Below are 21,637 nucleotides of genomic sequence, written 5' to 3' on the forward strand. Positions count from 1 at the left end.
GGATTAGAACGGCTGGGTCGGCAGGTATTTTCCGTCCAGGGTAATGACCGCGCGGGAGCCGCCGTCCGGGTCTTCGACCTTTTTGATGTCCAGCTTGAAGTTGATGGCGCTGATGATGCCATCGCCAAACTGCTCGTGGACCAGGGCTTTGAGGGTTGAACCATAGACCTGCAGCATTTCATAGAAACGGTACACGGTCGGGTCCGTCGGAATGCCACCGGGGATGCTGCCGCGCAGAGGCACGCTTTGCAGCAGACGGCTGGCGTCCGCGTCCAGGCCCAGTTTGGCGCACACCACATCGGCTGCGTCCTTGGGCAGCGGGTGTTGCCCGAGCAGGGCCGCGGTGACGAACGCCAGGCTCAGGCCGGTGCCGTCGCTGAGGTCCTGCCAGGACAGGTTTTTGCGGGCCTTGATATCAATCACGGTGTCGGCCAGGGCCAGGCGTGGGGTTTGGGACAATTGGGATTGCAGCATGATGACGTCCTCTTCGGTTAAATAAGGTTCAGGCGGCGTGTGCGCGGGTCTGTGGATTGTCCAGCAGGGATACAAAGCGAGCGGTGCGGCCATCCAGGGCGTTGATGCAGCCGCTTTCGATATCGTAGACCCAGCCATGCAGGCTCAGCCGGCCCTGTTCCAGCGCCAGGGCGACGCTGGGATGAGTCTTGAGGTTGGCCAATTGTGCGACCACGTTTTCCCGTACCAGAGCGCTCAGTCGCTCTGCATCCGAGGCATGGGTACGTGCGGCGTTGATCACCTTGGCCGACTCGGCATGGCGTAGCCAGTTGGCCACGGCGGGCAAGTGATCCAGGCATTTGCAGGTGGAAATGGCCGTCATGGCGCCGCAGTCGGAATGGCCGCAAATCACGATATCGCTGACCCCCAGCACGGCCACCGCATATTCGACCGTGGCCGAGACCCCGCCCGGCTCCGGGCCGTAGGACGGCACGATATTGCCGGCATTGCGGATCACAAACAGATCGCCTGGTTCCTGCTGGGTCAACAACTCCGGGACTACACGGCTGTCGGAGCAGGAAATAAACAGCGTGCTGGGGTGTTGCGTGGTTGCCAGTTGCTTGAACAGGTCACTGCGCTGGCTGAAGGCTTCGCTCTGGAACTTGCGCAAGCCGTCGATGAGATGCTGCATGGTGTTTCTCCTTGCGTCGCTGATGGGGCAAGGATGGAAGTTTTTGGTTATAGGGTCCAAGACCGGCTTATTATGGTTTCTATAAGTCATGCCTATAGCTGGAGTGTTTTGCATGCTGCTACGTCATATCCGCTACCTGCTGGCCGTCGCCGAACACCGTAACTTCACGCGGGCTGCCGAAGCGTTGCATGTGTCGCAGCCGACATTGTCGCAACAGATCAAGCAACTTGAAGAGAGCCTGGGGGCACCGCTGCTGGATCGTTCCGGGCGCAGTGTCAACCTGACCGACGCGGGCCAGGCCTATGTGCGGTTTGCCCGCCTGGCGCTGCAGGATCTGCAGGCGGGCACCCGGGCCATGCATGACGTGCAGGACCTGAGCCGCGGCAATTTACGCCTGGCCATGACCCCGACGTTCACCGCGTACCTGATCGGGCCGCTGCTGGCCCGGTTTTATCGGCAGTATCCGGGGATCACCGTCAGCGTCGAGGAAATGCCCCAGGACCGTCTTGAGCGCGCGCTGACCGAGGATCTGCTGGATATCGGCATTGGCTTCAGCGGCGAGCACATGCCAGACATCGAATGCCAAGGCGTGTTTGTCGAGGAGTTGAGCGTAGTGGCCAGCGCCAGTCATCCAACCTTGAAGCGCAAACAGTGGCTCAAGCTGGCTGACTTCAAGCAGCAACCCCTGGTGCTGTTGAACAGCGGATTTGCGACGCGACGTTACATTGATGACTATTGCCGGACGCTGGAGATAACGCCGCAGATTGCCATGCAGGCCAATTCGATCAGTGCGGTGATTGAAATTATTCGCCATACCCAACTGGCGACGATCCTGCCCCGCGAGGTGGCCATGGCCCAGCAGGGCTTGCACGCGGTGCAACTGCGCCCGCCGTTGCCGCAGCGCACGGTGGCCCTGCTCAGTCGCAAGGGCGCTTATCGCAGCGCGGCATGCCGGGCGTTTGTCGACGTGGTGAGTGGGTGGCGAATGTTTAGTCATCCTGAAAGTGAACTCCACCAAGACTGAATTTAAGGGCGTAACCCAGCGTGTGAGGCTGGCGCTCATCTCTTCACTGTGATCCCTGCATGGACGGTTCCCCCGACACTCACCCCGAGGCCTCGCCTGGCGCCACCGCGCCCAGCCGCCCGGTGTGTCGGCTGGGCGTTGATGCACTGCCTTCTGAACTGGCCTTTTGGGCACTGTGGCACTGCCGCCATGCCCGCCCGCCGGATACCGCTCCCTTACGCTGATTGCCCCCATCACGGGTGCGCCGTCGCGCGCGCCTGCCTGACGCAAACGTAAGAGAGTTGCCATGAGTACCGTCTTTGCCAGCCTGCACGAAGCCCAATCCTTTCTTGACCAAAACCCCGATATCGAGATGTTCGAGCTGTTCATCCTCGACAGCAACGGCGTGCCCCGCGGCAAGTTGCTGCACCGTGATGAACTGCTGGCGGTCTACGCCACCGGCCGGCCGCTGCCCAGTACCATCCTGGGCCTGACGCTCAATGGCGATGACGTGGAAAACTCCGGCCTGGTGTGGGAGGTGGGGGATATCGACTGCCGCGCCTACCCGATCAGCGGTAGTTTGCAGCGCATGCCGTGGCGGTTGATTCCCACGGCGGCGGTGCAGGTCAGCATGCACCCGGAGGAAGGCTTGCCGGCGACCGTGGCCGACCCCCGGCACCTGCTGGCCAAGGTCATCGACGGGCTCAAGGCCGATGGTTATTACCCGGTGATGGCGGCGGAACTGGAGTTCTACCTGCTGGACCAGAAGCCCGACAGTAACGGCCGCCCACAACCGGCGCGGGATATGGACGGCGGTCGCCCGCGCTCGACCCAGGTCTACGGCCTGCGCGAGCTGGAGCAGATCGAGCCGTTTCTGGCCGACCTGTACAGCGCCTGCAAGCTGCAAGGCATTCCCGCGCGCACGGCGATTTCCGAATACGCCCCCGGCCAGGTGGAGATCACCCTCGAGCATCGCAGCGATGCGTTGCAGGCGATGGACGAGGCGGTGCGTTACAAGCGCCTGGTCAAGGGCGTGGCCCACAAACACGGGATGACCGCCTGTTTCATGGCCAAGCCGTTCGACGACCTGGCCGGCACCGGCATGCACATGCACGTCAGCCTGGCGGACGCCGATGGCAACAATCTGTTTGCCAGCGAGGCAGCCGACGGTACGCCGCTGCTGCGCCAGGCGGTCGGCGGGATGCTCAGCACCTTGCTCGATTCCTTGCTGCTGTTCTGTCCCAACGCCAACTCTTACCGGCGTTTCCAGAGCAACAGTTATGCGCCGCTGGCGGCCACCTGGGGTGTCGACAACCGCACCGTCAGCCTGCGGGTGCCGGGTGGGCCGGCGTTTTCGCGGCATATCGAACACCGCATCTGTGGCGCCGATGCCAACCCGTACCTGGCGGCGGCGGCCATCCTTGCGGGGATCCACCGTGGCATTCGCGAGCAGCGCGATCCCGGCGCGCCGGTGACGGGCAACGGTTATGCCCAGGCCAAGGAGCTGCTGCCCACCGACTGGCTCACCACTTTGCGTGCCTTGGAAGGTTCGGCCTGGGCGCGTGAAGCGTTCGGCCAGGAATTTCTCGGCGTGTACCTGGCGGTCAAGCGGGCCGAGTACCGGCAGTTCATGGGCGAGGTGGGCGAGCAGGACTGGCGCTGGTACCTGCACCAGGCGTGATGATGAACCCTGAGTCTTTCGACCTTTTTTTCACGCGGGGGTGATTAAGCTGAAAGTCCAGTGTCCGTAGAGACCGGTTCATCTACATGAGTACCGTGATGTCGTCGCAACCCCCATCGTCCATCGAGGCTGAATTCGCCGCGCGCTGTGACCGTGACCACGCTCGCGTCTGTGCTGACCCACGGCCGCCAGGCTTGTTGCGGCGCCTGTGGTTATGGCGCGACGAGCGCCTGGTGCGCCAGGCTCTGAAAGTCGCGGGGGAGCCCGGCCTGTTGCTGGACCTGGCCTGTGGGGCGGGACGCTTCTGGCCGGTGCTGGCCGAGCACAGCAATCGCGTGATCCTGGCCTCGGACTTTTCCCAGACCATGCTTGATCATGCCCAGAGCCACTATGGCGCGGCCTTTCTGCGGCGGATCAAGACGTTCCAGGGTTCGGCATTTTCCATCGGCCTGTCGGCCAACGCGGTGGACTGTATTTTTTGCCTGGAACTGTTTCGCCACGTCTCCAGTGTCGAGGCGCGACTGACGCTGTTGCGCGAGTTTCACCGGGTCAGCCGCGACACGGTGATTGTCGCGGTGGACAGCGACAGCCGCCATCGTCAGCTCCACCCGCCGGGCACAGGGCAACCCTTGTTGTCCCATCGTGTGGAGGTGGAAGCGGAGTTTCGCCAGGCGGGCTTTACGGTGCTGAACCAGCAAGAGTTCATGCCCGGCTCGGCCCTGTGGCGGGTTTATGTGCTGCGCAAAAGAGGATAACCCTCAACTGTCGGGCTATTCTTCGTCTCCTGTCAGAGTTTTCATGATGGCTGGCACACTGCGGGTGCTCGAAAGTCCCGCTGGCGATATATACTGCGCGCCATTCTTCAAGGGAGAGCCGTGTGGCCATCGATATTCACTGGATCTGCGACAACGATAGCCTCGGCCAGCATTGCGCCGAATGGCAGCAGTTGCCATTCGTCGCCCTCGACACCGAATTCATGCGGGTCGACACCTTCTATCCCATCGCCGGGTTGATCCAGATCGGGGATGGTGTACGCGCTTATCTGATCGATCCCCTGACCATTGATAACTGGCAACCCCTGGCCGCCTTGCTGGAAAACCCGGCGGTGATCAAGGTGGTGCATGCCTGCAGTGAAGACCTGGAAGTGCTGCTGCGCCTGACCGGCAGCCTGCCGGTGCCATTGTTCGACACCCAACTGGCAGCCGCCTACTTGAACCTCGGTTTCTCCATGGGCTACTCGCGCCTGGTGCAAGCGGTGCTGGACATCGAGTTGCCCAAGGGCGAGACCCGTTCGGACTGGCTGCAGCGGCCATTGTCCGAGACCCAGGTCAGTTACGCCGCCGAAGACGCGGTGCACCTGGCGGAAGTCTATACACGGCTGCGTCCGCGACTGTCGGACGAAAAATACGCCTGGGTTCTGGAAGACGGCGCCGAGCTGGTGGCCAACCTGCGCCGGGAAATCGACCCTTACGAGGTGTACCGCGACGCCAAGCTGGCCTGGAAACTGTCCCGTGCCCAGCTCGCCGTCCTGCGCGAACTGTGCGCCTGGCGCGAGCAGCAAGCCCGTGCCCGCGACCTGCCACGCAACCGCATCGTCCGCGAACACTCGCTATGGCCCCTGGCCAAGTCGCAGCCGGATAACCTCGCGGCCTTGGGCAAAATCGAAGACATGCACCCGCGTACCGTGCGCCAGGACGGCGAATTCCTGCTGGGCCTGATCAAGCGTGCCGCCAGTGTGCCGATGGACCAATGGCCGCCGGCCGTGCCTGAGCCGTTGCCGGTGGATGCCGCTGTGCTGATCAAGCAACTGCGCGCCCTCGGCCAGACCTTCGCCGAACGCCTGGACATGGCCCCGGAGCTGATGCTGCGCAAGAAAACCCTCGAGGCACTGGTCAAGAGTGGCTACCCCGATGGGCCTTACCAATTGCCTGACTCGCTGCGTGGCTGGCGCCGCGAGTTGATGGGCCAGGCGCTGCTCGACAGCCTGGCCACTGCCGGAGAACAGCCTTGAAACATATTTGTTCCATCTACCGCAGCCCGAAACGCGCTGGCATGTACCTCTATGTGCTCAAAAGCGATGCCCTGGAACGCGTGCCCGAGGGCCTGCTGACCGTGTTCGGCAAGCCGGTACACGCGTTCAACCTGGTGCTGACGCCGGAACGCAAACTGCAGCAGGAAGATATCGTCGCGGTCCTGGACAACCTGCAAAAGCAGGGCTACCACCTGCAAATGCCACCGCCGGATGACGAATACATCGAGCACTTGCCCGAAGAACTGCTGCGCCGTAACGACCCGATGTGATCGACCCGTGTCCCGCTCGGGACACGTTTGAATCGAATGACCTGGCGAGCCCCGAGCCCTGCAGTCAGTTTGCTGTCGGTGGCCGCCTGCACTGTTTTTGAAAGGTTTGAACCATGCGCGTTCTGATAGCAGAACAGGACCACCCGCTGTACGCCCGACTGCTGCGCGAAGCGGCGCCGGATCTTGAAGTCCTGACCAGTGGCGACTCGGCCCAATTGTCGCGCCATGCCGCCGATTGCCCGGTATGGCTGGGCCAGCCGGACCTGCTGGCAACCCTGCTGCGCCAGGGCCATCACCCGCAATGGCTGCAATCGACCTGGGCTGGCATCACGCCGCTGCTGGCCGATGGCTTGCCTCGGGATTATCGCCTGACCCGCGCGGTCGGCATTTTTGGCCAGGTGATGGCCGAGTACGTGCTCACCTACATGCTCGGTCACGAGCGTGAGGTGCTGGCGCGCCTGGTCAGCCAGGTCGAGCGCAAGTGGGACAACCGCATGGGCCAGAGCCTGGCGGGGCGCAAGGTGCTGATTGTCGGCACCGGTGATATCGGCCAGAGCGTGGCGCAATTCCTGCTGCCCTTTGGTGTGGAGTTGTACGGCATTGCCAGCCAAGCCCGGGAGCAGGCCCCGTTTATCGAGGTAGCCGGGCCGGATCAACTGGGCCGTCTGGTGGGCGAGGTGGACTATGTGGTCAACCTGCTGCCCAACACCCCCAATACCCACGATCTGTACGATGCGGCGCTGTTTAAGCAGTTCAAGCCCACCGGCCTGTTTATCAACGTCGGCCGGGGTGTGGCGGTGGTGGATGCCGATCTGGTCGAGGCTCTGAAAGAAGGGCACCTGGCCGGTGCGGTCATCGACGTTTGTCGCCAGGAACCACTGCCACAGCGCCATCCGTTCTGGACCGCCTGGGGCTTGTTGCTGACCGGCCACAGCTCGGCGCCGACCTGCCCGCGGCGCATGGTGGCACTGTTTGTCGAAAATCTGCGGGCGTACCAGGCCAAGGATTCGCTGCGTGGCGAGGTGAGTTTCGAGCGGGGATACTGAAACACCCCACATCGCGAGTAGCGCGCATCTGATTTTATCGCTGGCGGCAACGTGGGAGGCTCACTGACCTTAAGAAGGGAGGCCTCTCCATGCTTGAATCGCGCGCTGTTGCTTCGCAACCGTCTCTGGGGGCCATGCTGCCCGTATCGTTGGCTGATCCCGTCAGCCCCCCACCGACGGAATCCAACCTGGCAGCTGGCGGCGAAGAGGTCCGGATCAGCCAGGTCGAGGAGAAGCCAGGCCTTGAGGCTGCACTGGGCGACAGGCAGAACCTCAAGGTACTGGGGCAAAAGCTCTACGAAGTCGCCACCCGGCTGGGGGTAAACGCCACACCCCAGGCAGTGCAGGCCGCGTTGGCGCATACCCCCCTGGACATAGACGCCGGCTCCTCCTATCCCCTGGCAGACGGCAAGAGCGCCACTTTGGCGAGCGTCATCAGGCACCTCAGCCTATTCCTGCCCCTCAGCCACTTTCATCTCACCAGCCTCGCCGATGCAGTCACTGCAAGAGCCCTGGAGCATCCGCTTGGGGATTTTGGCGGAGGGTTGTCGTGGCCGGTGCCCATGAGCCCGGATGAGCAACGCAGGCTGGCTGCGCTCGCCCAGAGCCACCTCGCAGAGCAGCCGCAGGTCGCACAAGGCCAGGGGCTGCTGGATTTTCTGAACCAGCGCCAGCCCGTTGCCACACCGGTACCGAGCAACCCCGTCAAGGCCCTGGAATCCCTGGTGAGCTCCGCTGAAGGGCAGCGGCTGGGAAAGCACCTGCAAGAGCAAATGGGCGGGATAGCCACCGACCGCAGCGTCAACGACTATCTGCTGGCCGCCATCGCGGTGCAGTTGGATCCGCAGTCCATCGCCGCGCCTCATCGCAACAAGGTGGCGGGTTTCGACCTGGCCAGCGATGCGCACTGGGGCAAACCTGCCTCCTTCGTGGTGGACAGGTTGAGCAGGCACCTGAGCAGCAGTGGCAAGACCAGCCCGCAGATGGCCGGGGTAGGCGCCTATGGGTTGCTGGCCCGCAAGGCGCCTGAATTTCTGGTCAAGGACATCCCGGACCGGGTGACCTATGGCAGCCCGGCCTGGGTCAGCCTGGCAATTGCTGCGGCGACCATCGAGGCCCAGTCGCCGGGGAAAGTGCCGAACATGACCTTCGCCCAGGTCATGCAGCAGGCAGAAAGTGCGGGCGCGGCCGATCCTGGTCTTACCCGCGATGTGCAGCGGGCGGCCCTGGTGGACTGGGGCGTGGTCAATGGCCTGCTCGAACGCAAGGAGGATGAGCGCTACACCGACGCAGAGCTGAACCTGCTGCAAACCACCTTCAACACCCGCCAGCGGCAAATGATCACTGCCAGCCAGTCATTGGATAAGGACATTCCCAGTCGCAAAGCGATGGCCCTGGAGGCGCTCAAGCAACGGTTTGGCGAGCTGGGCGGGCTTTTTGAAGAGCCGTTGATCAACACCACCCGTCATCCCCGTGGCGGTCCCGGAACACCGGCAACCACATTGGTCGGCCATCATTCGCTGTTGGATATCGCCATGATGGACCTGCCGTCGCCGGCGGTGTTCTATTCGGCGGACAGTCGCATTCCCCTGGCCGAATTGAATGCCAATCACCGATTTGGCATAACCGAGGCATTCAACCAGCAGTTCAATGACACGATCCGGAGTAAAAAGGCTGCGATCGCTGTCGCCATCAAACACCTGATCGCACAGCTTCCATTGGCGGATCGGAAGAAATTCGAATATGGAAAAATCACCTTCTATCAAAACCTGTCCCACACGCTAGGCCTTGGATTTACGGATAAAACCGATCATCCCAAGGGGCAGGAACTGCTGTTGAAAATTGGAGGGGAGGGTGAGCCTGCAGCATACGAAATCAACTTTGCCCAAGGTGTTATTCGATCGACTGACCTCTGGCGAGCGGATGTACGCAGCTCAAGAAAGGCCAATCTTGTCCGCGAGACCCGAGAGTTCATACCGCGCAATGACGCAGTGCAGCAGAACAAACAAAGCGTTCCGGTAAACAACGCGTTACTGGATAGCTTTGCTTCGGATCGCACTCGGTACATCGCCGATGCATTTGTTGAACACCTTGATCTCGATGATCCCGACATAAAGGAACACGCACGGGGGCAGACCACGTTGGACAAACAGCGGGGCAGGGCAGCAGTGGCTGAAGCGTATCTGTTGAGCCTTGTTCCGTTTTATTCGGCGATTGGCAATTTCCAGCAGGGTAATTATGGCGAAGGGGCTACTGACCTTGCGCTGGATATCTTTGGCTTGCTCAGCGCTGGCGCTGCAAGCGCCGGGAAATTGGGCCGATTGGGTGGGACTGCGTTATCCGCAGCGGCGAAGGTTTTACAGGGCGCAAAGATCATTGGGGCTGCCACGATCAGTGCATTGAACCCCCTTGGCGGGTGGGGCGAGTTGGCGGTCGGCGGTGCGAGGTTGGTCGGCAAAGGCGTTTCCAAAGGGATTGAGGCGGTTAACCGGCTCAGGGGGGCTTCCGGCAGCTATGACTTGTTGAAGGCGGTCAGTAAGGACTATGGCACCGCGGCCACGGGCACGTTCAGGGTCGCAGGGCAGCGTGTCGAGGGCGGTGCGGTGCTCCAGGGCGGCAAATGGTATGCCTTCGACGCCGACAAGATGCGGCCTTATGGCGGGCCCCTTGAAGGGTTCACCGCAGAAACCAAGGCGATGGGCGGCACGCTTGCCGTGGCGCGTATTGCGCCGGGCAGTGAGCTGAGCAATCGGATGCTGCTCGAGTACAGCGTTGCACCCGCAAGCATTGCCGGGCTTTCGCGCAATAGTCAGGGGGTCTACGTCGCGGCTGATGGCCACCTGTCCCATATCCGCCACACCGACAGCGCTGGTAAGACTGCGGTCTATGAAGTCCGCCAAGTCACCCGTACCGAGGATGGGGTGGTGCAGGCTCGGATCTATCACAACGGTCGGCAGACGCCGCTGCTGGTCCAGCATGTACAGGGCGATCAGTGGCAGCGCCTGCGTTTGCCCGGCGCCGCTCCGCAATCGGTGGCAGACGATCTGGGGGAGGTGATTGGACTTGGCGGCGAGGGGGTTATCTACGCAAGTCGCGACGGGAAAAGTGTCTACAAGGATCTTGGCCCTACCGCAATCAAACCTCCCGCTGAATACGTCAGCATGGAGGCGATATCGCTGAATAAATATTATGGTGAGGGGTTTGCAAGTGTGATCATCGAGGACGGTCGTAAATATATAAAGATGGGCAAAGTCGATGGCGTGGATCTCAGTAAGTTTGAGAGAAACAGTTTGCCGCCAGAAGCGCGATCATTAATGGATGATGTATTGGCGCAGATGGAGGCCAAGGATATCTATCACAATGATCTGCAATTAAAGAACTTTATGTATTCGGCCAAAGACCAGAAGATTTATCCGGTGGATATGGATTCGCAGGGCGCGGAGTTTATGGTGCCGGTGGTGATGGCGGCTTATAAGCGACAGAAGGAGGAACTGCGCAGGGCGTTTGCCAACCTTGTCGCTAAAGCCCCTTGAGCAACTTGCGATGCCCCCTGCCGGTGTTTAACGGCAGGGGGGCGACGACTGCCCTGGCCACAGGCGGATCCCGTGCTTAAAGGTTGAAATCCCCTTCAGCCACCAACTCGGTCAAAGGCCGGCGCGGGCTGGGAGCCTCCCGGGCCTGCAGGTAGTCCGCCAGAGTCGATTTGTCACCGAGCTTGCCCACGGCGACGGCCGCGTGCAGCGCATAGCCCTCGGGGATCTTCAGTTCCTTGCGGGTCAGCTCCTGATCGAAACCGGCCATGCCGTGGGTGTGCCAGCCGCTGAGGCTGGCCTGCAGCGCCAGGTGGCCCCAGGCCGAGCCGGTGTCAAAGGTGTGCCACAGTGCCGGGGTTTCTTCACTGGCGCCGGGTACCGCAAAGTCGGTTTTCGAGATCACGATCACCAATGCCGACGCATGTTGTGCCCAGCCACGGTTGAACTCGTTCAGCAGGCCCAGATACCGTTGCCAATCCGGCGTATCGCGCCGCGCGTACAAAAAGCGCCAGGGCTGCGAGTTATAAGCCGAAGGTGCCCAGCGTGCGGCTTCGAAGAAGCTCAGCAGGGTTTCCACCGCAATGCTCTCGCCGGTAAACGCACGCGGCGACCAACGGTCGGTGAACTGCGGATGAATCGGATAATCGGCAACGCGTGGCTCAGAGCTCATAAGCGCATCCTGATGAAAAAAACGGCCTTCAAAACTACGTCGCCGCTGCACGTCTGACAAGTCTCGCCTTACCGGCAGTCGTAAGCGCTTGGCCCCAGGGGGCTTGGGCACTAGACTGGCGACCTTTTCACCTACCGATACTGATGTAGAGCCATGGCCGCTAAAGTCGAACCTTTCTGGATACGCAAAACCCTTGAGCACCTCGACCAGGAGGAGTGGGAGTCGCTGTGCGACGGCTGTGGCCTGTGCTGCCTGCAAAAGCTTGAAGACGAAGACGACAACAGCGTCTATTACACGCGTATCGCCTGCAAACTGCTGGACCTGAAAACCTGCCAGTGCACCGACTACCCTAACCGCCGGGACTCGGTGCCCGATTGCATCCAGCTCACCCCGGGCCAGGCCGACCAGTTCAAGTGGCTGCCGCCGACCTGTGGTTATCGCCTGGTCAGTGAGCGCAAGGATTTGCCGCTCTGGCACCACCTGGTCTGCGGTGACCGCGATGCGGTGCACCACGAACGCATTTCCCAGTCCGGCCGCATGCTCAGCGAAGGCAGCGTGCCCGAGGACGATTGGGAGGATTACCTGATTTTCCGCGCAGGCTGAGGAGAGCGTATGACGGTCCAAGCCAAGCTGGCGGCGAGCCTGCTGTTGCTGGGGTTGAGCGCGTCGGCGTGGTCGGCGAAAAAGGTCGATCTCGATTATCACGTCAAACTGTTGCCCCAGAGCGATCAGGCCGAGGTGTGCCTGAGCCTGTCCCAGGGTTCGGCTGTGCGCAGCCTGAATTTCGACCTGGGTCGCGACGGTGACTACAGTGATTTCAAGGCTGATGGCCAGTGGCAGGTCACGCCTGACGCGGGGGCCAGTCGCGGCCTGTGGCAGCCGGGCGCCGACAAGGCCAGCCTGACCTACCGCGTGCGCCTGAGCCATGCGCGCAAGGCCGGCATCTACGAGTCGCGCATGACCCCCAGTTGGGCGCTGTTTCGCGGCGAGGATCTGGTGCCGGCGGCTCGCCTGGACCAGCAGGACGGCGTGGAGTTGGTGTCCCGGCTGACCTTCGAGCTGCCGCCGGGCTGGAAAAGCGTCGAGACCGCCTGGCCACGGATCGGCAAGCATAAGTTCCGTATCGACAATGTCTCCCGGCTGTTCGACCGGCCCACCGGCTGGATGGTCGCCGGCAGCCTGGGCAGCCGCCGGGTGCGCCTGGGCGAAACCGAAATCACCGTGTCCTCGCCCAAGGGCCAGGCCATGCGCCGCATGGACGTGCTGACCTTGCTGACATTTGTCTGGCCCCAGGTACAAGCGGCGTTTCCCCGGCATCCGGCCAAGCTGCTGCTGGTGGGCGCCAGTGACCCGATGCGCCGCGGCGCGTTCGCCGGGCGCGATTCGGTGTACCTCAATAGCCGTACGCCGCTGGTCAGTGAAAACGGTAGTAGCCCGCTGATCCGCGAAGTGGTGCAGGCCATTGGCCGGTTCAATGACCATCAGGGCAGTGACTGGATCAGTGAGGGCCTCGCGGAGTATTACGCCATCGAACTGCTGCGTCGCGCAGGCGGTATCAGCGATGAGCGTTATGGGGCGATACAGGCGCGCTTGAGCAAAGACGGCAAGGGCGTAACGACGTTACGCGGTGAGCACGTCAACGGCGCCACGGTGGCGCGGGCAGTGGTGGTGTTGCAGGAGCTGGATCGTGAAATTCGCCTGAAAACCCACAATAAACGCTCCCTGGACGACCTGACCCAGGCACTGATGCGCCTGGACAGCTTCAGCACCAAGGAGTTTGTGCAGTTGGCCGAAAGCGTGATCGGCGAATCCTCGGTGGTGCTCGACAGTAAATTGCTGCGCTGAAGCTCAACGGTGGAAGCAGGTTTGTGTAGGAGTTGGGTCGCCGCATCGCTGCGATGGCGGCCCCCCAAATCAATGTCGGATGACGGGCACACCGAGCCTAGGCGAGGTGCCGAGTGGTGGGGCAAGAGCGTTTTGCTTACTTTGGCGCTTCTCCAAAGTGAGCCGCCGTAAGGGCGGAACCAATAGCCGCCGTGACCCCAGCAACGGATATGTACACAACCCCAAGAACCACTAGAGAAAAGAGCTGTGTAGATACCTATGCTGCGCCCCGACAAGCCAGCTCCCACACAAGCCAGCCCCCACCTTTGGCTTATACCTCAGGGCGCGGTTTTTTCGGTAGCCACTTCAGCCCGAGTCTTGAGATTCTTAAGTTCCTCACCCGCGCGCTCGATGCGGGTGCGCACGCTATTCATATCCTGGCGGCTTTTTTCCAGCAGCGACTTGGCCGAACTATGGCCGCTGATCCCGCGCGCCAAGGCCACACCACCAATCGCCACCTGGATCAGGCCGAAAAAGCCACCGCGGCGAATGCCCTTGCCCATCATCACTACGCCACCGGCCAGTGAGCCAATGCGCTCCCAGCCCTGGACGTTCTGGGTCGGCTGGGTCTGGAACGGTGTCGATTCAATCATGGGTTTGAGGGTTTTGCTGTCGCTCATGGTCTGTCTCCAACAAAGGGCCATAGATATGTAACTGACTGCGGGCCAGAGGTGGATGTTCCCGCCAAATCAGTACTTGGGCCCCGAACGGGTGTTATTGCCCTTGGCCAGGCGATCGTAGAGCACCACGTTGACGGTGGCCGCGAGGTTCATGCAGCCGGTGGTCGGGATGTAGACCACATCTTCGCACCACTCGCGGATCTCTTTATCGAGGGAGCCATCTTCGGGGCCGAAGATATACAGCGCGCGATCAGGATGGGTGTATTCCGGCAGCGGCCGGGCACCGTCCACCAACTCCACGGCAACCGGAATGCAGCCCAGAGGCAGGATCTTTTTCAGGTCGTCGATGCCGATCAGCGGGATGTCGTGGTGGACTTTTTTTGTGTCGGTAATAAAGTCCCGGGCCCGCTCATAGCGTTTACCGGTGTAGAACACCGAAGCCACCCCATAGCAGCCAGCAGCGCGCATGACCGAACCGACGTTTTCGGGGGATTTGGGGTTATACAGACCGATGCAGCTGTAGCGTTTATTGCCCACGGGAGAGGGTGCCTTCGAGAAAAACCGCAATTATACGGGGATTGCTCGAGCAGCGGTCGCTATAGAAATGGTGTGTTTGGGCGATTGTCATCGCGGGCAAGCTCGGCTCCCACAGGTGAACACATTTCAAATGTGGGAGCCGGGCTTGCCCGCGATGACGTCGTAACGTTCAGCGACGACCGTCAGTCGTCCTTCTTCATCAACCCCGCCAACGCCGCAAACGGGTTGTGCGTGGCCTTGGCGATGGTCGGGCTGCTGGTGGAGCCTTCGCCGAAATACTGTTGGTCGGTATAGCGCGAGTGCTCGTTGTCATGGCAGTACAAGCAGAGCAATTCCCAGTTGGAACCGTCCTGGGGGTTGTCGTCATGGTTGTGGTTACGGTGGTGCACAGTCAGTTCGCTGAGGCGCTTGCCGGCGAATTCACGGGCACAGCGGCCACACACATGGGGGTACATTTTCAGGGCTTTGTCGCGGTAGCCCATTTCCCGGTCGCGCTGGGCATCGGCAAGGATGCGGTCCAGCTTGGCGGTGTGGGAGGGCGGGTTGCTTGAGCTCATCATGGCTCCTGTTTTCTAGTGGATCACGGATGGCGTTGATTCTAGCTGCTCGCGGGGCAATAAGCCCTTGGCTTTTTCAGCCCGGGTGCCGGCTGGCGATGGGGTGCTGTGGAGCGGGGTAATAATGCCCGCCTATCTATTTAAAAACCGTTGGGAAGTTAAAGAGCGCAAAAGTTAGTCTGGGGCGAGAAAGTGTTGGACTAACTTTGCCAAGTTCTTTAATGTGGCGCCTCTTGGCCCACCGCCGCTGTGGTGTCGAGTATTCAATAAGCCTGGTCTTTCCGGGCGACCGTTAGTTTCCCGTGCAATCGGGTTTTCCCATCACGATATCAGCCTCCGCGGCTGGCGTTGTGGCGTTTCAAATCAGAGGCGCTCGTCCAGAGCGTGCTGCTGCCTATCACCGAAGTCGGGTAGGTTGAAGAGTCTGATGATCGTCTTTCCAATAATAAAAACGACGAATTACCCTGTGCTTATAAATTCATGACTCTGGAATTATATTCTATGTGAGTTGTAAGTTTGTGGTGCGTGTTAATAAGTTTTGATGCTCATTTTGCTTATATTCAACGGCTCGGTCTTCAATTCAATACATGCAATTTGTTGTAGAGGCTGTTGTGTCTAAAGGTGTTGTTCTGGCGGTTTCCGCTTCCTTCCTGTTTGGCGTGCTGTATTTCTTTACCTCTCTTCTTGAGCCCTTGGATGGCCAGCAGATATTTGCCTGGCGAATCCTTATTTCGTTGCCCTTCATGACGCTGCTGCTCGCCCTGTCCGGGGATTGGCAATGGGTGCCGCTGATCTACAAGCGCTTGCGCGAGAAACCGGCCTTGCTGCCCTGCGTGGTGCTGACCAGCGCGCTGGTGGGGGTGCAGTTATGGATCTTTATGTGGGCGCCGCTCAATGGCCACGGCCTGGACGTTTCCCTGGGTTACTTCCTGTTGCCGCTGACCATGGTCATTACCGGGTGTATCGTTTATGGCGAACGCCTTTCCCATCTGCAAAAGATTGCCGCCGTGTTGGCTGCGGTGGGGGTGGGCAATGAGTTGTACCGCACGGGTGGGTTTTCCTGGACCACCCTGGTGGTCTGCGTCGGTTACCCGCTGTATTTCGTCCTGCGCCGGCGCTGTGGCACCGACAACCTGGGCGGTTTATGGCTGGACATGATGCTGATGATCCCGGTGGCGCTGTGGTTCATCCTCGGCGGCCACCCCATCGGCGAGACGCTGGCGCAGCGCCCGGCGTTGTACTGGCTGGTGCCAGTGATGGGCCTGGTCAGTGCGGCGGCAGGTTACTGCTACATCCTCGCCAGCCGCCTGTTGCCCTTCAGCCTGTTCGGTCTGCTCAGTTACGCTGAGCCGGTGCTGCTGGTGGCGGTGTCGCTGATGCTGGGCGACAGCCTCAAGCCGGGCCAGTGGATGACCTACCTGCCCATCTGGCTGGCGGTGGTGGTGCTGGTGCTGGAAGGTTTGCGGCATCTGAATCGCCTGCGCCGCTCGATCTGACCGGCGCGCCCTTCAGCCCTTGAGTTTCTCGGCAATCCAGATGGTATGCCGGGTGCCCTTGTTGCCATGGGCAAAGACTTGCACTTCCTCGGCCTTGAAGCCGGCCTTGCGCAATTTGTCGCTGAACTGCTTGTCGGCGCTGGCCGACCACACGGCCAGCACGCCCTTGGGGCGCAGGGCCTTGGCGCAGGCGCTGAGGCCGCCGGCGGAGTACAGCCAGCTGTTGGCTTTCTGCGTCAGGCCTTCGGGGCCGTTGTCGACGTCGAGCATGATTGCATCAAAGCCCTGGGGCTCGCCCTGCAGCACCTTGGCCACGTCTTCCAGGCGGATCACGGTGCGCGGGTCCTGCAGCGGGTTGCCGGATTTTTCCCCGAGCGGGCCGCGATTCCACTCCACCACGCCCGGCACCAATTCAGCCACCACCACTTCGGCCGTCTTGCCCAGGTGCTTGAGGGCCGAGGCCAGGGTGAAGCCCATGCCCAGGCCGCCAATCAATACCCGTGAACCGGGGCGTCCGGCGACCTTGCGGCAGGGAATCTCTGCCAGGGCATCTTCGGAACCGTGCATGCGCGTGTTCATCAATTGCCCGCCGTCACCGCCCTGGATCTTGATCACAAAATCCTCGCCGTATTCGAACAGGCACAGGGCGCCGCCGTTATCGGGGATCGGGGTGGTGTCGAGCAGCACGAAACGTTTCATGGAAATCTCATTGGGAAGGGCATTCTTGCGCGGTTGGGAGTAGCCTTGGGACTGGTTAACAGTCAGGCCATGGAGCCATCGATGAAGTGCAGCATTCTAGCGGTCATTGTAGGAAGTGTGCTCACATTGGGTGCCGCACATGCCCAGCAGTTGCAACCGGTGCCGAACACGCCGGCGACCACCACCGGCGCGCCGGGCACTGCAACGCCGACCCCCTATCCGCAAATCACCCCGCCAACCGCACCCAAGCCACAAGGGGCCGGGGTGCCGTTGCCACCGATTGAAATGCCCAAGCCGCCCAAGGACCAGACCTTGCCCGGCCTGCAGCAAAACGACAGCAAGCCGAAGGCGGCGGGTTCTTAAACCAGCCCCAGGGCCTTGAACACAAAGGCGTATTCCAGGGCCACATCACGCAAACCCTGGTAACGCCCGCTCATGCCGCCATGGCCGGCGCCCAGTTCGGTCTTGAGCAGCAGCAGGTTGTCGTCGGTCTTGGTGGCCCGCAGCTTGGCCACCCATTTGGCGGCTTCCCAGTACTGCACGCGGCTGTCGTTATAGCCGGCGATCACCAGCATCGCCGGGTAGGCCTGGGCGCTGACGTTTTCGTAGGGCGCATAGGCCTTGATCCGCTCATACACCTCGGGCTCCTGTGGGTTGCCCCATTCGTCATACTCGGTGACGGTCAGTGGCAGGTCCGGGTCGAGCATGGTGTTGAGCACATCGACAAAAGGCACTTCGGCAATCGCCGCCTGGAACAGCTCCGGGCGTTGGTTGAGCACGGCACCGATCAACAGCCCGCCGGCGCTGCCGCCGCTGATAGCCAGTTGTTTGGAGGTGGTCAGGCCCTCGGCGATCAGGTGTTCGGCGCAGGCGATAAAATCGCTGAACGTGTTTTGCTTGTGCTCCTGCTTGCCGGCGCGGTACCAGGCTTCGCCCAATTCGCCGCCACCGCGCACATGGGCAATGGCAAACGCTACGCCACGGTCCAGCAGGCTCAGGCGCGCATGGGAAAACCACGGGTCGAGGCTCGAACCGTAGGCGCCGTAGCCGTACAGGTACAGCGGCGTTGGCTGGCCCACCTGGTCGCGCTTGACCACCAGGCTGATCGGCACCTGGGTACCATCGGCAGAAGTGGCCCATAGCCGCTGGCTGACATAATCGTCGGCATTGAACACGCCCAATACCGGGGTTTCCTTGAGCACTTGCTGCGCGCCGCTGGCCAGTTCCAACTGGCGGACCTGGGCCGGACGATTGAGTGCTTCATAGCGCAGGCGGATCTTGTCGCTGTCGAATTCCAGGCTGTTTTGCACGTACAGGCTGTAGGCCGCGTCTGGTAATTCCACGCGGTAAGTCGGCAGGCCTTGTGGGTGCACGTCGATTACCGGCAAGCCGCCAATGCGCAGGCTCAGGGTCATGGCCCGGGCGTTGAGGGTCACGCCATCGAGCATCACTGCGTCATCGTGGGCAATCAGGTTGTGCCACTGGTCTTCAGTGGGCACGCTGCCGTTGTCAGCCGCCTGGAACAGCGCAAAGTTGATGCCATCGCGGTTACTGCGGATAAACCAGGTCCATTGGTCGTCCAGCTTGCCGTGGTCGACATCGTATTCATGGCCTTCAACCCGTGGCGCCAGGCAGGCAAATGCCTGTTGCGGCTGCTCGGCGTCCAGGGCCCAGACTTCGCTGGTGGTCTTGCTGCCCAGCGACAGCAGCAATTGGCGCTCGGAACTGGAGCGGTAGCAATGCAGGAAAAAGCGCCCGTCGGGCTCGTGAAACACTTCTTCGGCGGCGGTGCCGTCCAGCCGATAGCGATACAGCTTGTGCGGGCGATGGGTGTCGTCCAGTTCACCGAAGAACAGCGTCAGGCTGTCGTTGGCCCAGGTCATGCTGCCGTCGCAGTCTTCGAAGGCCAGTTCACTGACCTTGCCTGAAGACAATTCCTTCACGTACAGGGTGTAGATCTCTTCGCCGTTGGTATCCAGGCTGTAGGCCAGGCGCTTGTGGTCCGGGCTGATGCTGAAGGCACCGAGGGAGAAAAAACCACCATTGGCCAGCACATTCGGGTCCAGCAGCAATTCTTCGGCGCTTTCGTCGATCTGCTGGCTGTCGTCGGCCGGGCGTGGGCAGCGGTAATGCCGCGCGTATTCGTCACCGGCAGTGGTGCGTGTGTAATACAGGTACGGGCCCCAGGGCGAGGGCAGTGACAGGTCGGTCTCGAGGATACGGCCCTTGATCTCCTGGAACAGGCTTTCGCGCAACGCGCTCTGCTCCTCAAGTTGCGCCTCTTGCCAGGCATTTTCGGCCTTGAGGTAGTCGAGCACCTCGCTGTTGTCGCGCTCCTGCAACCAGGCGTACGGGTCCTGGCCTGAATCCTGGCGGGCAATTGGGGCGGCAGCGGCGTGGGTCGATGAAGGCATGGATCACTCTCTGTCTGGGGGTGGGCCGACGGCGTTGCAGCCGTGGCACTCAAAAGCCGTTATCATACGGGCCTGTTTGCCTACCTTGCCATGGACACCATGACCGAGAACGACTATCTGACCGCTTGGGGCCTCTACGCCTTCGCCGCTTTGGGCTGCCTGCTGGTGTGGTTTCGCCTGACCCGCTGGATCTGGCGCTGGCTGCGCGAACCGCTGCGGTTGCTGATGGCGGTGCTGCTGTTGAGCCCGACCATTGTCGACCCGGTCAAGGAGCAATTCGCCCCGGCCGTGGCCATCACCGCCCTGGATCTGTTGCTCAAAGTGGGCAATAACGCCTGGCGGGCGGTGTCCGACTTGCTGATGTACGCCATGATCGCCTTTGGCCTGTACCTGGTCTTTGTGCTGATCCGCTGGCCCATCGAACGTGCCGCCAAGGCCCGGCGTGAGCAGAAAGCCGCGGCTGCGGCAGCGGTTGCGGTTGCGGCCGAGCCTGAGGACGACGAACCCTATGGCCGTGCGCCGGCCCCCGTCAGTGGTATGCGGGTCGAACCGCGTCTTTAACGTTGTTTGCCCAGCATCGAGAGTCCTGGCATGTGTGAATTATTGGGCATGAGTGCCAACGTACCGACCGACATCGTGTTCAGCTTCACCGGGCTGATGCAGCGCGGTGGGCGCACCGGGCCGCACCGCGATGGCTGGGGCATTGCCTTCTACGAGGGCCGTGGCTTGCGGCTGTTCCAGGACCCGGCGGCCAGCAGCGAGTCGGAAGTGGCGCTGCTGGTGCAGCGTTATCCGATCAAGAGTGAAGTGGTGATTGGCCATATCCGCCAGGCCAACGTCGGCAAGGTGAGCCTGTCCAACACCCATCCGTTCGTCCGCGAGTTGTGGGGGCGCAATTGGTGTTTCGCCCATAACGGCCAACTCGCCGACTTCACGCCCCGGGCCACGTTCTACCGCCCGGTGGGCGATACCGACAGCGAAGCCGCCTTCTGCGACCTGCTCAACCGCATCCGTGAGGCGTTTCCCGAGCCCGTGGATATCGAGCAGGTGCTGCCGGACCTGATCGCCGCCTGCGCCGAATACCGCAGCAAGGGCGTGTTCAACTGCCTGCTCAGTGATGGTGATTGGCTGTTTTGCTACTGCTCGACCAAACTGGCGCAGATCACCCGCCGCGCACCCTTTGGCCCGGCGCGCCTCAAAGATGTCGACGTGATCGTCGATTTTCAGGCCGAAACCACGCCAAACGATGTGGTGACGGTGATTGCCACCGAACCCTTGACCGAAAACGAGACCTGGACCCGTTACGAACCGGGCCAGTGGAGCCTATGGCGGCGCGGCGAATGCGTCAGCCAGGGCACAACTGCATAAGGACGTTGATTATGTTGCTCAGCTATCTGCGCCTGGTGTTGTTTGCCATTGGCTTGTTGGTCGGGGTGCAAGTCCCGGGGTTTATCAACGACTACGCCAAGCGGGTCGAGGCCCATTTGATCGAGGCCCAGACCGGCCTGCGCGGTTTTGAAAGCACTGCGCAGCAGTTCTTCAAAGGCGATTTACAGGCCCTGGTCGCCCATTACCGCGCCAGCGATGACCCGGTATTCCGCAGCGATGCCAACAGCCTCGGCAGTTTGCTCGATCGCCAGCTAGCGTTGGACAAGCAGTTCCAGGCCATGCAGGGGCCGTGGTACATCCGCGCCTTGCAGGTGGCGGTGGCCGCCGACCCGGATATCCGCCGGGAAACCTGGAATGGCTACAGCTACCAGATCCTCCTGACCCCCGAGGCCATGGGCTGGGGTTTGGGCGGGGCGATGCTGCTGTCGTTCGGCCTGGAGTGCCTGTTCCGTTTGATTGACTGGGTGGTGCTGGGCGGCAAGCGTCTGCGCCAGAGCCGGCCGATTGAAGAGCGGGACCTCAAAGGCCTCTGAGTACGCCACAGATCCCAAGGTTGGAGCCAGCTCCCACCGGGAGGAATGCAGCTTCACGCTCTGGCTCTGCTTTTGATCCGGCTTTTGATCTGGCTTTTGATTTGGCTTTTGATCTTGATCTTAGGCGCCC

The 21,637-nt window shown here is 61.5% G+C and carries 22 protein-coding genes; 14 read left to right on the top strand and 8 right to left on the bottom strand.

Annotated features, from left to right (window positions below; genetic code table 11):
- Positions 1–3: 3 nt before the first annotated feature.
- A complete protein-coding gene (cynS, locus tag PSH80_RS06615; protein WP_057958800.1) occupies positions 4–474 on the bottom strand; it encodes a cyanase in 471 nt (156 codons plus the stop codon).
- Between the two features lie 28 nt (positions 475–502).
- On the bottom strand, positions 503–1,144 hold the full coding sequence (locus PSH80_RS06620) for a carbonic anhydrase (RefSeq protein ID WP_057958801.1): 642 nt from the start codon (positions 1,142–1,144) through the stop codon (positions 503–505).
- Between the two features lie 112 nt (positions 1,145–1,256).
- Between PSH80_RS06620 and cynR the strand changes: the two genes are divergently transcribed.
- The 7 genes from cynR to PSH80_RS06655 all read left to right on the top strand — a co-directional run bounded on the left by cynR (position 1,257) and on the right by PSH80_RS06655 (position 10,708).
- Positions 1,257–2,168, top strand: a complete 912-nt coding sequence (gene cynR, locus PSH80_RS06625; protein ID WP_057958802.1) for a transcriptional regulator CynR — start codon at positions 1,257–1,259, stop codon at positions 2,166–2,168.
- A gap of 286 nt (positions 2,169–2,454) precedes the next feature.
- Positions 2,455–3,828: a glutamine synthetase family protein gene (locus tag PSH80_RS06630; RefSeq protein WP_057958803.1), complete on the top strand. Its 1,374-nt coding sequence runs from the start codon at positions 2,455–2,457 to the stop codon at positions 3,826–3,828.
- Positions 3,829–3,926: 98 nt separating this feature from the next.
- On the top strand, positions 3,927–4,583 hold the full coding sequence (locus PSH80_RS06635; RefSeq protein WP_057958804.1) for a class I SAM-dependent methyltransferase: 657 nt from the start codon (positions 3,927–3,929) through the stop codon (positions 4,581–4,583).
- A gap of 122 nt (positions 4,584–4,705) precedes the next feature.
- On the top strand, positions 4,706–5,839 hold the full coding sequence (gene rnd, locus PSH80_RS06640) for a ribonuclease D (protein ID WP_057958805.1): 1,134 nt from the start codon (positions 4,706–4,708) through the stop codon (positions 5,837–5,839).
- Positions 5,836–6,129, top strand: a complete 294-nt coding sequence (locus tag PSH80_RS06645; protein WP_057441287.1) for a YcgL domain-containing protein — start codon at positions 5,836–5,838, stop codon at positions 6,127–6,129. Before rnd ends, PSH80_RS06645 begins: the two co-directional genes overlap by 4 nt.
- Before the next feature lie 113 nt (positions 6,130–6,242).
- Positions 6,243–7,175, top strand: coding sequence for a D-2-hydroxyacid dehydrogenase (locus PSH80_RS06650; protein ID WP_057441285.1), 933 nt, complete (start codon positions 6,243–6,245; stop codon positions 7,173–7,175).
- An 89-nt stretch (positions 7,176–7,264) separates the two neighbouring features.
- Entirely contained in the window at positions 7,265–10,708 is a 3,444-nt protein-coding gene (locus PSH80_RS06655; RefSeq protein ID WP_305419608.1) for a hypothetical protein, read from the top strand.
- 76 nt (positions 10,709–10,784) lie between these two features.
- On the opposite strand, the gene PSH80_RS06660 is transcribed toward PSH80_RS06655, so the two are convergent.
- Positions 10,785–11,378 (bottom strand): nitroreductase family protein, encoded by a 594-nt coding sequence (locus PSH80_RS06660; RefSeq protein WP_120732150.1) that lies wholly within the window; start codon positions 11,376–11,378, stop codon positions 10,785–10,787.
- A 153-nt stretch (positions 11,379–11,531) separates the two neighbouring features.
- Here PSH80_RS06660 and PSH80_RS06665 point away from each other — a divergent pair, with 153 nt between their 5' ends.
- Together PSH80_RS06665 and PSH80_RS06670 are read left to right on the top strand one after the other, a co-directional pair.
- Positions 11,532–11,981 carry a YcgN family cysteine cluster protein gene (locus PSH80_RS06665; protein WP_029292333.1) on the top strand — a complete coding sequence of 150 codons (450 nt, stop codon included), beginning with the start codon at positions 11,532–11,534 and terminating at the stop codon, positions 11,979–11,981.
- 9 nt (positions 11,982–11,990) lie between these two features.
- The gene (locus PSH80_RS06670; RefSeq protein WP_305419610.1) at positions 11,991–13,223 is read left to right on the top strand and encodes a hypothetical protein; all 1,233 of its coding nucleotides are present in this window, start codon (positions 11,991–11,993) and stop codon (positions 13,221–13,223) included.
- A gap of 317 nt (positions 13,224–13,540) precedes the next feature.
- Here the strand turns inward: PSH80_RS06670 and PSH80_RS06675 are convergent, their stop codons facing one another.
- The 3 genes from PSH80_RS06675 to PSH80_RS06685 all read right to left on the bottom strand — a co-directional run bounded on the left by PSH80_RS06675 (position 13,541) and on the right by PSH80_RS06685 (position 14,976).
- Positions 13,541–13,882: a DUF2892 domain-containing protein gene (locus PSH80_RS06675; protein WP_252118093.1), complete on the bottom strand. Its 342-nt coding sequence runs from the start codon at positions 13,880–13,882 to the stop codon at positions 13,541–13,543.
- A 69-nt stretch (positions 13,883–13,951) separates the two neighbouring features.
- Positions 13,952–14,419 (bottom strand): RNA methyltransferase, encoded by a 468-nt coding sequence (locus PSH80_RS06680; RefSeq protein ID WP_057441281.1) that lies wholly within the window; start codon positions 14,417–14,419, stop codon positions 13,952–13,954.
- A gap of 182 nt (positions 14,420–14,601) precedes the next feature.
- Positions 14,602–14,976: a YajD family HNH nuclease gene (locus tag PSH80_RS06685; RefSeq protein ID WP_038448187.1), complete on the bottom strand. Its 375-nt coding sequence runs from the start codon at positions 14,974–14,976 to the stop codon at positions 14,602–14,604.
- A 611-nt stretch (positions 14,977–15,587) separates the two neighbouring features.
- On the opposite strand from PSH80_RS06685, the gene rarD reads away from it, so the two are divergent.
- The gene (gene rarD, locus PSH80_RS06690) at positions 15,588–16,472 is read left to right on the top strand and encodes an EamA family transporter RarD (protein WP_305419614.1); all 885 of its coding nucleotides are present in this window, start codon (positions 15,588–15,590) and stop codon (positions 16,470–16,472) included.
- Positions 16,473–16,484: 12 nt separating this feature from the next.
- On the opposite strand, the gene PSH80_RS06695 is transcribed toward rarD, so the two are convergent.
- Positions 16,485–17,171: a spermidine synthase gene (locus PSH80_RS06695; protein WP_120732156.1), complete on the bottom strand. Its 687-nt coding sequence runs from the start codon at positions 17,169–17,171 to the stop codon at positions 16,485–16,487.
- A gap of 81 nt (positions 17,172–17,252) precedes the next feature.
- Here PSH80_RS06695 and PSH80_RS06700 point away from each other — a divergent pair, with 81 nt between their 5' ends.
- Positions 17,253–17,534, top strand: a complete 282-nt coding sequence (locus PSH80_RS06700; protein ID WP_057441276.1) for a hypothetical protein — start codon at positions 17,253–17,255, stop codon at positions 17,532–17,534.
- Here the strand turns inward: PSH80_RS06700 and PSH80_RS06705 are convergent.
- Positions 17,531–19,585 carry a S9 family peptidase gene (locus PSH80_RS06705; protein ID WP_057958811.1) on the bottom strand — a complete coding sequence of 685 codons (2,055 nt, stop codon included), beginning with the start codon at positions 19,583–19,585 and terminating at the stop codon, positions 17,531–17,533. The two genes, PSH80_RS06700 and PSH80_RS06705, sit on opposite strands and share 4 nt — an antisense overlap.
- Positions 19,586–19,675: 90 nt before the next feature.
- On the opposite strand from PSH80_RS06705, the gene PSH80_RS06710 reads away from it, so the two are divergent.
- From PSH80_RS06710 to PSH80_RS06720, 3 genes are read left to right on the top strand one after another with little or no spacing between them, the layout of a single operon-like run.
- A complete protein-coding gene (locus tag PSH80_RS06710) occupies positions 19,676–20,146 on the top strand; it encodes an MFS transporter (RefSeq protein WP_305420546.1) in 471 nt (156 codons plus the stop codon).
- 30 nt (positions 20,147–20,176) lie between these two features.
- On the top strand, positions 20,177–20,953 hold the full coding sequence (locus tag PSH80_RS06715; protein ID WP_057441274.1) for a class II glutamine amidotransferase: 777 nt from the start codon (positions 20,177–20,179) through the stop codon (positions 20,951–20,953).
- Positions 20,954–20,964: 11 nt separating this feature from the next.
- Positions 20,965–21,507 carry a DUF2937 family protein gene (locus PSH80_RS06720; protein WP_305419617.1) on the top strand — a complete coding sequence of 181 codons (543 nt, stop codon included), beginning with the start codon at positions 20,965–20,967 and terminating at the stop codon, positions 21,505–21,507.
- The last annotated feature ends 130 nt before the right edge of the window (positions 21,508–21,637 follow it).

It is taken from the genome of Pseudomonas sp. FP818, from assembly GCF_030687335.1.
In the GTDB taxonomy this organism is placed as follows: domain Bacteria; phylum Pseudomonadota; class Gammaproteobacteria; order Pseudomonadales; family Pseudomonadaceae; genus Aquipseudomonas; species Aquipseudomonas shahriarae.

Bases quoted from the DNA above. Each gene is read 5' to 3' on its own strand.
- PSH80_RS06700 (WP_057441276.1), top strand. From the start codon at position 17,253: ATGAAGTGCAGCATTCTAGCGGTCATTGTAGGAAGTGTGCTCACATTG.
- PSH80_RS06635 (WP_057958804.1), top strand. From the start codon at position 3,927: ATGTCGTCGCAACCCCCATCGTCCATCGAGGCTGAATTCGCCGCGCGC.
- cynR (WP_057958802.1), top strand. From the start codon at position 1,257: ATGCTGCTACGTCATATCCGCTACCTGCTGGCCGTCGCCGAACACCGT.
- PSH80_RS06660 (WP_120732150.1), bottom strand. From the start codon at position 11,378: ATGAGCTCTGAGCCACGCGTTGCCGATTATCCGATTCATCCGCAGTTC.
- PSH80_RS06630 (WP_057958803.1), top strand. From the start codon at position 2,455: ATGAGTACCGTCTTTGCCAGCCTGCACGAAGCCCAATCCTTTCTTGAC.
- PSH80_RS06620 (WP_057958801.1), bottom strand. From the start codon at position 1,144: ATGCAGCATCTCATCGACGGCTTGCGCAAGTTCCAGAGCGAAGCCTTC.
- PSH80_RS06650 (WP_057441285.1), top strand. From the start codon at position 6,243: ATGCGCGTTCTGATAGCAGAACAGGACCACCCGCTGTACGCCCGACTG.
- PSH80_RS06720 (WP_305419617.1), top strand. From the start codon at position 20,965: ATGTTGCTCAGCTATCTGCGCCTGGTGTTGTTTGCCATTGGCTTGTTG.
- PSH80_RS06655 (WP_305419608.1), top strand. From the start codon at position 7,265: ATGCTTGAATCGCGCGCTGTTGCTTCGCAACCGTCTCTGGGGGCCATG.
- PSH80_RS06685 (WP_038448187.1), bottom strand. From the start codon at position 14,976: ATGAGCTCAAGCAACCCGCCCTCCCACACCGCCAAGCTGGACCGCATC.
- PSH80_RS06710 (WP_305420546.1), top strand. From the start codon at position 19,676: ATGGACACCATGACCGAGAACGACTATCTGACCGCTTGGGGCCTCTAC.
- PSH80_RS06665 (WP_029292333.1), top strand. From the start codon at position 11,532: ATGGCCGCTAAAGTCGAACCTTTCTGGATACGCAAAACCCTTGAGCAC.
- PSH80_RS06675 (WP_252118093.1), bottom strand. From the start codon at position 13,882: ATGAGCGACAGCAAAACCCTCAAACCCATGATTGAATCGACACCGTTC.
- PSH80_RS06705 (WP_057958811.1), bottom strand. From the start codon at position 19,585: ATGCCTTCATCGACCCACGCCGCTGCCGCCCCAATTGCCCGCCAGGAT.
- PSH80_RS06715 (WP_057441274.1), top strand. From the start codon at position 20,177: ATGTGTGAATTATTGGGCATGAGTGCCAACGTACCGACCGACATCGTG.
- cynS (WP_057958800.1), bottom strand. From the start codon at position 474: ATGCTGCAATCCCAATTGTCCCAAACCCCACGCCTGGCCCTGGCCGAC.
- PSH80_RS06670 (WP_305419610.1), top strand. From the start codon at position 11,991: ATGACGGTCCAAGCCAAGCTGGCGGCGAGCCTGCTGTTGCTGGGGTTG.
- PSH80_RS06695 (WP_120732156.1), bottom strand. From the start codon at position 17,171: ATGAAACGTTTCGTGCTGCTCGACACCACCCCGATCCCCGATAACGGC.